General features: G+C 72.6%; 14 protein-coding genes. 5 read left to right on the forward strand and 9 right to left on the reverse strand.

Features of this window, described 5'->3' with window-relative positions; genetic code table 11:
* Window positions 1-368 precede the first annotated feature (368 nt).
* The 4 genes from BIU89_RS12800 to BIU89_RS12815 are packed head-to-tail and all read right to left on the reverse strand — an operon-like array spanning window position 369 to window position 3,364.
* Window positions 369-764, reverse strand: a complete 396-nt coding sequence (locus tag BIU89_RS12800) for a DUF7882 family protein (RefSeq protein WP_071247046.1) — start codon at window positions 762-764, stop codon at window positions 369-371.
* 8 nt (window positions 765-772) lie between these two features.
* The gene (locus BIU89_RS12805; protein ID WP_071247049.1) at window positions 773-1,987 is read right to left on the reverse strand and encodes an alpha/beta hydrolase family protein; all 1,215 of its coding nucleotides are present in this window, start codon (window positions 1,985-1,987) and stop codon (window positions 773-775) included.
* Window positions 1,988-1,991: 4 nt separating this feature from the next.
* On the reverse strand, window positions 1,992-2,897 hold the full coding sequence (locus BIU89_RS12810; protein ID WP_071247051.1) for a hypothetical protein: 906 nt from the start codon (window positions 2,895-2,897) through the stop codon (window positions 1,992-1,994).
* Window positions 2,897-3,364 carry a hypothetical protein gene (locus tag BIU89_RS12815; RefSeq protein WP_027466017.1) on the reverse strand — a complete coding sequence of 156 codons (468 nt, stop codon included), beginning with the start codon at window positions 3,362-3,364 and terminating at the stop codon, window positions 2,897-2,899. The genes BIU89_RS12810 and BIU89_RS12815 overlap by 1 nt, the downstream gene beginning before the upstream one ends.
* A gap of 79 nt (window positions 3,365-3,443) precedes the next feature.
* Here BIU89_RS12815 and BIU89_RS12820 point away from each other — a divergent pair, with 79 nt between their 5' ends.
* Window positions 3,444-3,827, forward strand: coding sequence for an ArsR/SmtB family transcription factor (locus BIU89_RS12820; RefSeq protein ID WP_071247053.1), 384 nt, complete (start codon window positions 3,444-3,446; stop codon window positions 3,825-3,827).
* The gene (locus tag BIU89_RS12825) at window positions 3,827-4,810 is read left to right on the forward strand and encodes an SRPBCC family protein (RefSeq protein WP_071247055.1); all 984 of its coding nucleotides are present in this window, start codon (window positions 3,827-3,829) and stop codon (window positions 4,808-4,810) included. The genes BIU89_RS12820 and BIU89_RS12825 overlap by 1 nt, the downstream gene beginning before the upstream one ends.
* A 65-nt stretch (window positions 4,811-4,875) precedes the next feature.
* On the opposite strand, the gene BIU89_RS12830 is transcribed toward BIU89_RS12825, so the two are convergent.
* Genes BIU89_RS12830 through mvk form a run of 5 tightly spaced genes read right to left on the reverse strand, consistent with a single transcriptional unit; the run spans window position 4,876 to window position 10,138 of the window.
* Complete coding sequence (locus BIU89_RS12830) at window positions 4,876-6,027, reverse strand: hydroxymethylglutaryl-CoA synthase (RefSeq protein ID WP_071247056.1); 1,152 nt, start codon at window positions 6,025-6,027, stop codon at window positions 4,876-4,878.
* Window positions 6,024-7,088 carry a hydroxymethylglutaryl-CoA reductase gene (locus tag BIU89_RS12835; protein WP_071247058.1) on the reverse strand — a complete coding sequence of 355 codons (1,065 nt, stop codon included), beginning with the start codon at window positions 7,086-7,088 and terminating at the stop codon, window positions 6,024-6,026. The genes BIU89_RS12830 and BIU89_RS12835 overlap by 4 nt, the downstream gene beginning before the upstream one ends.
* Window positions 7,081-8,163 carry a phosphomevalonate kinase gene (locus tag BIU89_RS12840; RefSeq protein WP_071247060.1) on the reverse strand — a complete coding sequence of 361 codons (1,083 nt, stop codon included), beginning with the start codon at window positions 8,161-8,163 and terminating at the stop codon, window positions 7,081-7,083. The genes BIU89_RS12835 and BIU89_RS12840 overlap by 8 nt, the downstream gene beginning before the upstream one ends.
* On the reverse strand, window positions 8,160-9,161 hold the full coding sequence (gene mvaD / locus BIU89_RS12845) for a diphosphomevalonate decarboxylase (RefSeq protein WP_071247062.1): 1,002 nt from the start codon (window positions 9,159-9,161) through the stop codon (window positions 8,160-8,162). The genes BIU89_RS12840 and mvaD overlap by 4 nt, the downstream gene beginning before the upstream one ends.
* Window positions 9,155-10,138, reverse strand: coding sequence for a mevalonate kinase (gene mvk / locus BIU89_RS12850; RefSeq protein WP_083404363.1), 984 nt, complete (start codon window positions 10,136-10,138; stop codon window positions 9,155-9,157). Before mvk ends, mvaD begins: the two co-directional genes overlap by 7 nt.
* A 104-nt stretch (window positions 10,139-10,242) precedes the next feature.
* Here mvk and BIU89_RS12855 point away from each other — a divergent pair, with 104 nt between their 5' ends.
* The 3 genes from BIU89_RS12855 (at window position 10,243) to BIU89_RS12865 (ending at window position 12,236) form a co-directional block, all read left to right on the forward strand.
* Window positions 10,243-10,710, forward strand: coding sequence for a MarR family winged helix-turn-helix transcriptional regulator (locus BIU89_RS12855; protein ID WP_175475028.1), 468 nt, complete (start codon window positions 10,243-10,245; stop codon window positions 10,708-10,710).
* Between the two features lie 101 nt (window positions 10,711-10,811).
* Window positions 10,812-11,234 carry an organic hydroperoxide resistance protein gene (locus BIU89_RS12860; protein WP_027466009.1) on the forward strand — a complete coding sequence of 141 codons (423 nt, stop codon included), beginning with the start codon at window positions 10,812-10,814 and terminating at the stop codon, window positions 11,232-11,234.
* A gap of 27 nt (window positions 11,235-11,261) precedes the next feature.
* The gene (locus BIU89_RS12865) at window positions 11,262-12,236 is read left to right on the forward strand and encodes a zinc-binding dehydrogenase (RefSeq protein ID WP_071247110.1); all 975 of its coding nucleotides are present in this window, start codon (window positions 11,262-11,264) and stop codon (window positions 12,234-12,236) included.
* The last annotated feature ends 51 nt before the right edge of the window (window positions 12,237-12,287 follow it).

Consider the following 12,287-nt stretch of genomic DNA (forward strand, 5'->3'; position numbering starts at 1 on the left):
ACGGAACCCGAATCCGATGGCCGGGGCGGTCCCGGAGGAGCGCCGGTCGATGGGGGCGGACCGGCGAGCCCCGCAGCGTGACGCACGCGTCACCGACGCGTGGCGTCGGCGACCCGAGCAGGGAGTCCCCTGATCCGGGACTCACGTCCCTCGCTCGTCTCGGTCACCGGTGGTTGGTCGGCACCGGACTCGCTGTGCGTCACGGGCTGTTCGGGTTCCCCTCCTGCCGCGGACACTGCCAGCACCGGCGCCCTAGCAGGCCGGTGCGGGGGGACGACAGCGAACCGCGGTACGGAAACCGTACGAGGTGCGGAGTTCGAGCGGAACCCGTTGACCCGGATCAACCCGCTGTGCTATTGCTGACGGGATCAGCGCGCGGTACTCCCGCTCGGTGTCCCCGAGGCGTCGTCCGCGTCGCCCGGTGCCACCGCCCGCGACCACGCCGAGTCGGCCGCCGTGCTGGTGTCCGCCGGCTCCGGCGTCAGCACGAGCCCCGACCCCGAGGTGGCCGAGGCGTAGAGGTCCTCGAGCCAGCTGCGGTTGATCGACGGCACCCGGCTGCCGGTGAACTTGAAGTGCAGGCTCACGTTGGGGTGCAGCCAGATCGTGCTGCGACCGTTGCCGTGGACGACGTCGTCCTTCCACGAGAACGCGAAGCGGTGGTCACGCCGGAGCATGTTGACGATGACGATCTGCAGGTGCGTGAGCGCGCGATCGTCGATCCGCAGGTCGAGCGGTCTTCCGTCGTAGATGAGCTGCCCCATGGCTCCTTCTACTCCTGCGCTCCGGTGTGCGCGAGACCAGACGCCCAGGTGGTGATGGTGCGGTCGAACCAGGCGGCGTCGACGTTGCGCTCCCAGGCGTGCTCGGCCGGCTCGCTGACCGCCAGGGTCACCGTGCCGGGGTGGGCGTCGGCGAACTCCTGACTGGCCGAGAACGGCACCGTGGTGTCGCCGGTGGAGTGGATGAGCAGGGTCGGTGGCAGCTGTCGGGGTGCGCGCAACCAGGACAGCGCGCGCACGTCGACCGGCGAGCGCAGCCCCACCGTCCGGCAGAGGTGCGGGGTCGCCATCGCCCCGAGGGCAGCGCCCACCACAGGGCCGGGCAGCCCCGCGCGACGGGCCTGGGACCGGACGGTGACGGCCCAGTCCAGTGCCGGGGCGACGAGCACGATCCCGGCCAGGCGGTCACGGTGCGCCGAGCGGGCGAGGAGTTCGTGCGTGATCGTCGCGCCCATCGACCACCCCACGATGACGAGCCGTTCGGCGCCGTTCGCGACGGCGTGGTCGAGCGCCACTTCGACGTCGGCCCACTCGCGCGCGCCGAGGTGCGAGGCCCGGCCTTCCCACGGTGCTTCGCCGTCCCCGCGGAACGACGGGACGATCGAGGTCCAGCCGAGCTCGAGCGCGGCGGGAACGGTCCGGAGCGCGGTGACCCGGGTCGTCCGGATCCCGTGCACGTGGACTGCCCAGGTCCGGGCGGCCGCGGGATCGGCACCCCGGGCAGCCACGGAGTCCGCACCCTGCGCAGCACCGCGGTCCGGGCGTGCAGCACCGTCCGGCCCGGGCCGCACCACCCACGCGGGTGCCGGCCCCACCGGCGTCGGCAGCGACACCTCGGACCAGTCGACGTCCATCGCCGCCGGGTCCGGGTGCACGTGTCCGCTCCACCGCACCCGCGAGGACACCACGCCGGTCGTCCGCACCACGGCCCGGCGCACGAACCCGGCGGCTTCGTCGACCTCGAGCACCGGCCCGACGGTGGTGTGCCCCGGGCCGTCGTGCCACAGCCCGTACTCCCCCGGCCGCACGGTGTCGTCGGTGATCGGCAGCCGGACGGAGTCGGCGTCGGACTCGAGCACGGGCGTCCACCGATCGCCTCCGGGCAGCACGATCCTGCCGACGACCTTCCGCAGGACGACCAGGACCGCCAGGGACACCGCCGCCAGCACCACGAGCGCTCCGAGCACCCACCACACGATCGTCACGCCGTCATCCTCCGAGGCTCCGGGTCAGGGTTCGTTCCGCCGACCGCACCTGCGCGATTTCGGCGTCGTCGAGGGTCCGTCCCTGCACCTCGGCGTCGCGGATCGCGATGACCAGGTCGTAAGTCCGGGCCTGCGGGTCCCCCGGCCGCTCGACCGCCCGCACAGCGTGCCGACGGGCGATGCGGCGCAGGCGTCGGTGGTGCCCGCGGTGGCGCAGGTCACGGCCCCACCGCCGGAACGTCAGCGAGGCCATCGCCACGACGATGAGCACGATGCCGAGGTAGAACGGCGGGTCGAAGGCCAGGCGCAGGCCGTCCCGCACCCCGGCCGGGAAGAGCCCGAAGTGGTCGGCGGTGAGCGAGGCGACCTCGTCGACGCTCGCCACGACGACCAGCGCGAGCCCGACGCGGAACACCACGAGCGCCACCGGGTTCTGCAGCACGCCGCGGCGCAGTGTCGTCGCGGCGATCAGTCCCACGCCCACCATGTAGACGGTCGCGTAGAGCCACATCGGGGTCTGCTCGATCTCGCGCACGATGAAGTGGAAGTCGGTCCCGCCGCGCTCCTCGACCAGCAGGAACGGCACCGTGAAGGCCACGACCACGACGAGCAGCGCCACCGGCCTGGCGAGCACCGGGCGCTCCGGCAGGTCGTCCGTGCTCGCGCGCAGCATCAGCCAGAACGCGACGGTCGCGCAGACGTTCTGCACCAGGTTGATGAGGTTCGAGCCGCCCAGGGCACCGTCGAGCACCGGCTGCGGCACGACGCTGCCGAGGGTCAGGAGCCCGAGCGCCCCGACGCCGGTGGCACCCCAGGCAGCCCGACCACGGGGGTTCCGCAGCACGTACGGCGTGCGGGCGAGGAAGATCAGCGCCGCGAACCAGAAGGCCGCGGCGTGCAGGACGGCCATCAGCCGTAGGCCCGCTCGTCCGCGCCCGTGGCCCCGGCGAGCAGGACCGTCGCGAGCTCGTAGGCGAACCGTTCGGCGAAGTGCTCGTCGTCGTCGGAGATGCTCACGAGCCCGGAGTCGGCGTCGAGGGCACGACGGCAGACGTGGCCCCCGGCGGCGAACTCGGCCACGGACGACGGGGTGGGGGTGCCGACGTCGCCGTGCACCAGGTGCCCGAGCTCGTGCAGCACGCAGTGCATGCGGTAGAGCGGTGGCGCGTCGGCCGGGACGAGCACCAGGTTCTCGTGCTCGAACTGCGACACGAGCGCGGTGAGCGGACCCCAGCTCGGGCCGTCGACGTCGACGACGCGCGTGGGCTTGCCGACCATCCGACCGACGCCGGTCACCACGTCGGACAGCTGCGGCGCACGGGGCAGGGTGGCGACGAGGGCACGGACGGCACCGGACGCACCCAGCTGCTCCGCCATCGCCCCTCCGATCTCCGCGGCAAGACTACCGGCAGGTCCCCCTTGTGGACGAGACCGCCCGGACGTAACCTACAACCAAATGGTTGTACGAATCGAACTGTCCGACGCCGAGGTCGACCGGGTGTTCCACGCACTGGCCGACGCGACCCGTCGTGACATCGTCCGGCGCACGCTCGTCGGGTCGTCGTCCGTGAGCGAGCTCGCGGACGCCTACTCGATGTCGTTCGCCGCCGTCCAGAAGCACGTCGCCGTCCTCGAAGGAGCCGGACTCGTGAGCAAGGAAGCCCGCGGCCGCACCCGCATCGTGCGCGCCGAGCCGGAGCAGCTCGACCGGGTCCGTGATCTCCTCGACGCCTACGGCCGCCTCTGGCACAGCCGGATGGACCGCCTGGGCGACCTACTCGACGGCGACGCGTCCGGACACCCAGCACCAGACGACACCCGACGACACCAGGAGCGATGATGCCCACCACGTCCGTCCACACCGATCCCGACACCCTCTCGATGACCCTCGTCGCCGAGTTCCCCGTCCCCGTCGAACGCCTCTGGGCCGCCTTCGCCGACCCACGTCAGCTCGAGCGGTTCTGGGGACCGCCCGGGTTCCCCGCGACGTTCACGACGTTCGACCTGCGCCCCGGCGGCCGTGCCGACTACCGGATGACGTCCCCGCAGGGCGAGCGGTTCCACGCCGTCTGGCAGGTCACCGAGGTCGAGGAGCCCCGCCGCATCGTCTTCCGTGACCTGTTCACCGACCCCCAGGGCACCGTCGACGAGTCACTCCCCGCGGGCGAGACCGTGTTGTCGTTCGGCCCGGCCGACGACGGCTCGCGGGTCACCGTGGTGTCCTCGTTCGCCTCGGCCGCCGACCTCGACGCGATGCTCCAGATGGGCATGCTCGAGGGCTACCAGCAGGCGTTCGGCCAGCTCGACCGGGTGCTCGCCGACCTGCGCGAGTGGGCCCTCGGTGCGGGCACCGAGACCGAGGTCCTCGACGACACCCACGTCCGGATCACCCGGGCGTTCGCGGCGCCGCGGCACCTGCTCTGGCGGGCGCACACCGAGCCCGACCTGGTGCGCCGGTGGCTGCTCGGCCCCGACGGGTGGGAGATGACGGTGTACGAGAACGACCTGACCCCGGGCGGCGCGTTCCGGCAGGCCTGGGCGCCGACCGGTGAAACCGAGGGCGAGCCCTTCGGGTTCGAGGGCGAGAACCTCGTCGTCGAACCCGAACGCCGGATGGTGTCGACCGAACGCATGACCGGGGCACCCTTCCCACCGAACACGAACGACCTGCAGTTCGACGAGGACGACGGCGTCACGCTCATGACGCTGCTCGTCACCTACCCGGACCGGGAACAGCGGGACATGATCCTCGCGACCGGCATGACGGAGGGCATGGAGGCCAGCTACCGGCGGCTGGAGCGCGAGGTCCTGTCCGCAGCGTGACCAGCAGACGGACGGGAGGCCCGTGGCGGCGCCGCCACGGGCCTCCCGTCCGTCCGGTGTCCGGTCTAGGAAGCCTCGTAGTGCCGCGCGCCACCGCGCACGCCCGCGAAGCGGAACGGCGCGGTCGTGACGCGCGGACGCTCGACGTCCTCGCTGGTGGCGGCACCCGCGGCGTGCAGCGCGCGGTACGCGTCGACCGTCAGCGGGACCCGTGCCTCGAGCAGCGACCGCACACGACCCGCACGACGGTGCTCGCGGTAGTCGGGCCGGACGATGCCGGTGATGAGCTCACCGACGCTGCCCGAGCCGTAGCTGAACAGGCCGAGCCGCTCCCCCGCCAGGTCGTCGTCCAGGTCGAGCAGCGCTGCGAGCCCGATCCAGAGCGACGCCGTGTACGTGTTGCCGGTCTGCCGGTTGTAGGTGAACCCGATCGCCAGGTCGGCCTCGTCGAACGGTGCGCCGACGTGCTGCGTGAGCTTGCGGTGCGCCTTGATCGCCATCTTGGTGAAGGGCTGGTGGTGCACGAACCGGGCGATGTCGTCGTACGCCGGGCCGCCCTGTTCCGCCAGGTCGTCCCAGGCGCCGACGAAGGCGTTGACGTACGCGCTCACCGAGAGCCGCCCGTCGACCAGTGCGGTGGAGCGGTCGTTCGGCCGCCAGAAGTCGTCGACGTCCGCCGTGTAGACGCCCGCCGCCGGCTCGATCTCGATCAGGTCGGGGTCGGCGGACACCAGGATCGCGGCGGCACCGGCACCCTGGGTCGGCTCGGCCGGGGTGTCGACGTCGTACCGGGCGACGTCGGCGGCGATGACGAGCACCCGCTCGTGCGTGGCGCGCGCGACGATGCCGAGTGCGAGCTGCACCGCGGCCATCCCGCCGTAGCAGGCCTGCTTCAGCTCGACCACGCGGACGGCCTTCGGCAGCCCGAGCAGGCCGTGCACGTACACGCCGGCGGCCTTCGACTGGTCGACGCCGGACTCGGTGGCGAACAGCACCGTGCGGATGCCCTCGACGCCGTGCCGGTCGATGAGCTCCTTCGCCGCCGCGGCGCCCATCGTGACGATGTCCTCGTCGGGCGCGGGCACGCTGAAGGCGTCCTGCCCGATGCCGACGTGGTACTTCGCCGGGTCGACGCCGAGCCGCTCGGCCAGGTCGTCGAGCTCGAGCACGTGGTGCCCGGTCGCGATCGCGATGTCGTGGATGCCGACGCCGGTCATGCCGCACCCCCTGCGGGCTTCGCGCCGCGGCGTTCCATGGCGACGTGGGCGGCCATCAGCTCACCCGGGTTGGTCTGTGCGGCGAGGAGCGAGAGCTCCCCGCACAGGACGGTCGCGGCGCACAGCGCGGCGAGGCGGCGGGCGTTCCCGCCCGGCTCGCGGTCCTCGCGGCAGCCGAGGCGCACCAGGGCGTCCTCGACGACGGGCAGGTCCCCGCCCTTGCCGTTGCCGACCGTGCCGACGATCAGGTGCGGCAGCGAGGTCGCGAAGTACAGGTCGCCGTCGCGGTCCTCGGCGCTCGTGATGCCCTGCGAACCCTCGACGATGTTGGCGGCGTCCTGCCCGGTGGCCAGGTAGAAGCCGAGCAGCATGTTCGCGTAGTGCGCGTTCGCCGAGCGGATGGCCCCGGCGATCGTCGACCCGATCAGGTTCTTCGCGATGTTGAGCTCGACGATGCGCGCGGTGCTCGACCGCAGGCGCTTCTCGACGACCTCGCCCGGGATCACGATCTCGGCGATGGTGTTGCGGCCGCGGCCACGGATGCCGTTCACCGCGGTGGCCTTCTTGTCGGTGCAGAAGTTGCCCGACACCGAGACGTACCGCAGGCCCGGCTGCCAGTCCAGGATCGCCGGCAGCAGCTTGTCCGCCGCCTGCGTGACCATGTTGTGGCCGGAGGCGTCACCGGTGGTGAACGCGAAGCGCAGGAACAGCAGGTCCCCGACGATCTCCGGGTGGACCTCGATGAGCTTGGCGAACCGGCTCTGTCCGGACACGATCGCGGCGAGCTCGTCCTGGCGAGCGAGGATCTGGCCCGCGGCGACGTGGGCTGCGGCGGCGCTGTCGGCACGGACCACGACGGAACGGGTCATGCGCTCGTCGACGACGGTCACGACGATGCCGTCCTCGACCATGCGCGAGATGCGGGCGCCGCGGCCGACGGACGGCCAGAGCGGCGACTCGTAGGTGGCGAGGGGGACCTCGTGCTCCCCCTGCACGGCGTTGCCGCTGACGCGGATCGGGCCGACCCACTTGGTGGGGATCGGTGTGAGCAGGTCACTCATCGAGGGCTCCTTCTGGTGCTCGCACCGCGACGCTGAGGTGTCTGATGTCGTGCGCCTCCCAGGCGCGGTGGATGCCGGCGGGGTCGGTGTCCGCCGGGACGAGCGCGATGCCGCAGTCGCCGCCGCCGGCCCCGGACGGCTTCGCCGCCCCGCCCGCGGCCTCGACGACGTCGCACAGGGTCGCGAGACGCTCGGTCTCGATCTGCGACCCGACGGACGCACCGAGGCGCTGCAACAGCCCGCGGGCGCGTCGGAGGGCACCGAGCGTGCGCTCGGCGTCGCCGGTCTGGAGGCCCGTGGTCAGGTCGTCGACGGCGCTGCGGCTCTCGTCGAGGAACGCCTGGTACCCGCCGTTGCGGTGCCGACGCACCACGTCGACGAGCTTCGTGGTGGACGCGGGCGAGCCGGTCCAGCCGACGAGCAGCTGCAGGTTCTCGGGAGCGGGCAGCCGCTGGACGTCGAAGCCGTCCCAGGCGTCGGCGTCCGTCAGGATCGCGGACACGGCGTGGTCGCCGAGCATCGCGGCGAGGCGCTCGCGGTCGGGCGCGCTGTAGCGCAGCCAGCCGCCGAACGTGCTCGCGGCGAGGTCGCCACCGGAGGCCCGGGGGTTCACCCGGATGGTGGCGAGCAGGGCGACCTGGAAGCGCTGACGCTGCGTCAGGCCGATGCCGTAGAAGCGGTCGAGGGCGCCGACCGTGGCGACGGTGACCGCGGCCGAGGACCCGAGCCCGAACTTCCGGCCGCTGGCGTCGTCCAGTTGGCTCTCGATGCGCAGGTCGTGGAACCGCGGGGCGATGCCGTGCTCGGCGCGGAGCTTCTCGACCAGGTCGATCGTGGCCATCACGTAGTCGTACGGGTGGTGCTCTCGGTCGAGCGCCAGGCCGTCCTCGGCACGGGTCCACGTGAGCGGCAGGTGTCCGTACTCCTCGGAGTGCACGCTGCCCGCGCCGTGGCCCTCGCGCACCTTCGCCGTGATGGCGCGGTCGAGGGCGATCAGGACGGACGGCTGGCCCGGCTCGACGACGGCGTACTCGCCGGCGACGAACAGCTTGCCGTGTGCACGGAACTCGATCACTGCGCGGACTCCTTCTGGTCGGGATTGCTCCCGATCTCTTCGGAGCGGAGCACCCGCGCGGCAGGTCCGGTGCCGGACTCGATGACGTCCCCCAGCGACGCGAGCGCCCCGGCGACCGCCGCCCGGTCCTGCGGCTTCGTGAGCACGACGACGTTCGGGCCCGCGTCGGCCGTGGCGTAGGCCTCGGTGCCGCCGGCGCGCAGCTCGGCGACGGCGTCGAACACGGCGACGCTGCGGGCGTTGAGGTAGCGGATCGGCGGGAACGCGCCCTCGATCGTCGCGTGCATGCGGAGCGCGTTGCTCTCGGTGATCTCGCCGATGCGGGTGAAGTCGCCGGCCGCGCAGGCCGTGAGCATGTCGCCGACGGTCTCGGTCGTCGAGGTCACCCAGGCCGGGTAGAAGGGCGACGTCGCGATGGTGCGGCGCATGGCCTCGCGCGACCCGATCGGCTTCGGTCCGGCGTCGATCGTGACCACGACCATCGCCATCGGCGGGGCCGGGATCGGCTCGGCGAAGGAGCCCTGGTCGTCGCCCGCGTGCCAGACGGCGACGCCGCCGGGGATCGAACGCGTGGCCGAGCCGGAACCGCGACGGGCCAGACGCGACAGGTCGCGCGGCGACAGGTCGAGGCCGTAGGCCGCGGCGGCCGCGGTCGCCAGGGCGGCGAAGCCGGACGCGCTCGACGCCAGCCCGGCACCGGTCGGGACCGTGTTCTCGGACACCACCGACGCCCGCTCGGACGACCCCGCGAGTTCGCGCACCAGGTCGAGGAACTGCTGCACGCGCACCAGCGCACCGTCGTCGACGACGTGACCGTTCAGCGTGAACGCGTCACGCGCCTCCCGTCCGCCGTCCACCGTGACGGTGGTCGTCGTCGGGAACACGTCGAGCCCCATCGAGACGCTGCCCGTGGCGGGCAGCGCGAGCTGCGCGTCCGCCTTCCCCCAGTACTTGACGAGGGCGATGTTGGGGTGCGCGACGGCGGTGGCTGTCAGCAAGCGCGGGCTCCGATCGTGGTGGTCCAGGTGGCTGCGGCCCCTGCGCCGCGGAGTGCGGCCGCGATGCGGTCCGCGTGGTCGTCGTCCGTGGCGAGCGCGAGGACGCACCCGCCCCGCCCGCCGCCGGTGAGCTTCGCGCCGAGGGCGTCCGCAGCGCGTGCGGCGTCGACGAGCCGGTCCAGGTCCTCACTCGACACGTCGAGTGTGCTGAGCAGGTCGTGCGCGGCGTCCATGGTGGCACCCAGACCCTGGGCATCGCCGTCCTCGAGTGTCCCCCGTGCCCGCCGGGCGAGCGCGCCGATCCGGTCGATCACGGCGCCGACACCGACCGGGTCCTGGTCGTGGCGGGCGCGGACGGCCGAGACGGCCTCGCGGGTGTGCCCGGGGACGCCGGTGTCCGCGACGACGAAGGTGAACCGGGCGCCGAGCGTGACGGGTTCGATCCGGCCGCCCTCGAACCAGACCGGCGCGGACGCGACGACGCCCCGGGCGTCGAGGCCAGACGGTCGGCCGTGGGCGACGCGCTCGCACTCCTGGATGAGCTCGTGGTGGGTCTCGACGTCGAGGGTCTCGCCCAGGGCATCGGCGACGGCGGCGGTCACGGCGGCGGCGACCGCGGCGCTCGAGCCCATGCCGCGGGCGGTCGGGACCTCGCTGTCGACCCGGACGTGGAAGTGGCGGTCGGTGACCCCGAAGTGGCGCAGGGTCGCGGTGACGGCGGTGACGGTCGGCATCACGGCCGCGGGTGCGAGGTCGAGGGGGCCGGTGTGCACGGTCGACTGCAGGCTGTGACCGGGCTGCTCGGCGTCGGCGGCGACCGGCGTGACCGTCGCCACGACCCGCGCGTCGAGCACCGGCAGGACGAGAGCGGGTGCGCCGTAGACCACGGCGTGCTCACCGATCAGGATCGTCTTGCCGTGGGACGACGCCGATCCGTTGCCGGGGGTCGTGGTGTTGTCGAGGTCGCTGCTGGTCATCGTGGGTCACGTCAGCCTAACCGTCCGGGCCGTCGGCGTGTTCGTCAGCTGGGCATCCGCTGCATCGAGTTGTGCACAACTGGGTTGCGTGACAGTGTGGACTCATGCCCGTGACCGACGAGATGGTGTGCTTCTCCCTCTACGCGGCGTCCCGCGCCACCACGCAGGCGTACCGCACGATGCTCGAACCCTGGGGCCTGACGTACCCGCAGTACCTGGTGCTCGTGACCCTGTGGGTCGAGGGCGACCAGACCGTCTCGGGCCTCGGCGAACACCTGCAGCTCGACTCCGGCACCCTCTCGCCACTGCTCCGCCGCATGGAGCAGAGCGACCTGGTCCGCCGCGAGCGCCGCAGCACCGACGAGCGCGTCGTCACGGTGACCGTCGGTGACCGCGGCCGCGAACTGCGGTCCGAGCTGAGCGGCATCCCCGCGCGGATCGCCGCAGGCATGGGCCTGGCCGACGAACGCGCCGCCGCCGAGCTCATCGCGACGCTGCACCGGCTGACCGAGACGATGCACGCGGCGGCCGACCCCGCCGGTGCCGCTGCCGCTGGCGCCGTTTCGCGCTGAGCGACACCGCACGCCCCCGTGCGCCCGTGAACTGTCGCTGAGCGCGAGAGCACGCCGCACACCCCCGAACTTCACGATCCGCCCCACAAGGAAGGAACACCATGGAAGCCCTCTACACCGCCGAGGCCCTGGCCACCGGCGAAGGCCGCAACGGCCACGTCGCCACGAGCGACGGCACGGTCGAGTTCGACCTCGCCATCCCCAAGGAGATGGGTGGCTCCGGCAACGGCGCCAACCCCGAGCAGCTCTTCGCCGCCGGTTACGCCGCCTGCTTCCACTCCGCACTGCAGGGCGTCGCCCGCAGCCAGAAGGTGAAGATCACCGACTCGTCCGTCGGCGGTCGCGTGTCGATCGGCCCGAACGGCAACGGTGGCTACCAGCTCGCCGTCATGCTCGAGGTCGTCATCCCCGGCCTGGAGCACGACCAGGCCCAGGCCCTCGCCGACGCAGCCCACCAGGTCTGCCCGTACTCGAACGCGACCCGCGGCAACATCGACGTCACCATCGTCGTCTCGGAGGACTGACCCATGAGCACCACCACCCCCACCACCATGCGCGCCGTCGTCCACGAGACGTTCGCCGAGCCCGCCGACGTCCTCGAGGTGCAGGAGCGCCCTGTCCCGACGCCCGGCGCCGGCGAGGTCCTCGTCCGCACGGTCCTCTCCCCCATCCACAACCACGACCTGTGGACCGTCCGCGGCACCTACGGCTTCAAGCCGGAGCTGCCCGCCGCCTCGGGCACCGAGGCACTCGGCGTCGTCGAAGCCCTCGGCGAGGGCGTCACGAACCTGCAGGTCGGCCAGCGCGTCGCCGGCGGTGCCTTCGGCGTCTGGGCCGAGTACTACACTGCCAACGCCGCCGGGCTCGTCCCGGTGCCGGACGCGATGACCGACGAGGCCGCCGCCCAGCTCGTCTCGATGCCGTTCAGCGCCATCAGCCTGCTGCACTCGCTCGACCTGCACGAGGGCGACTGGATCATCCAGAACGCCGCCAACGGTGCGGTCGGTCGCATGGTCGCCCAGCTCGGTGCCGCCCGCGGCATCAACGTGATCGGACTCGTCCGTCGCGCCGCCGGTGTCGACGAGCTCCGCGAGCAGGGCATCGAGCGCATCGTCGCCACCGACGCCGACGACTGGCAGGACCAGGTCGCCGCGATCACCGGTGGCGCCCCGATCATCGCCGGCGTCGAGTCGGTCGGTGGCAAGGCCGCCGGCGACATCGCCTCCGTGCTGGGCGAGAACGCCACCCTCGTCGTCTTCGGCGCGATGGCGTCGCCGACGCTCGAGATCCCGTCGGGCAAGGTCATCTTCGGCCAGCTCACCGTGAAGGGCTTCTGGGGCTCCGTCGTCAGCAAGACGATGCCGGGCGAGACGAAGGGGCAGCTCTTCGGTGAGCTCATCACCCGCGTGCTCGACGGCTCGCTGACGCTCCCCGTCGCCGAGACCTTCGCCTTCGAGCAGGTCCGCGACGCCGTGCGCGCCAGCGACACCGCCGGCCGCGTCGGCAAGGTGCTCCTGCGCCCGTAGCGCGCCCACAGGACGGACGGGAGGCCCGGTGCCAGCTGGCACCGGGCCTCC

Origin of the sequence: Curtobacterium sp. MCBA15_005 (assembly GCF_001864855.1) — a bacterium.
Lineage (GTDB): Bacteria > Actinomycetota > Actinomycetes > Actinomycetales > Microbacteriaceae > Curtobacterium > Curtobacterium flaccumfaciens.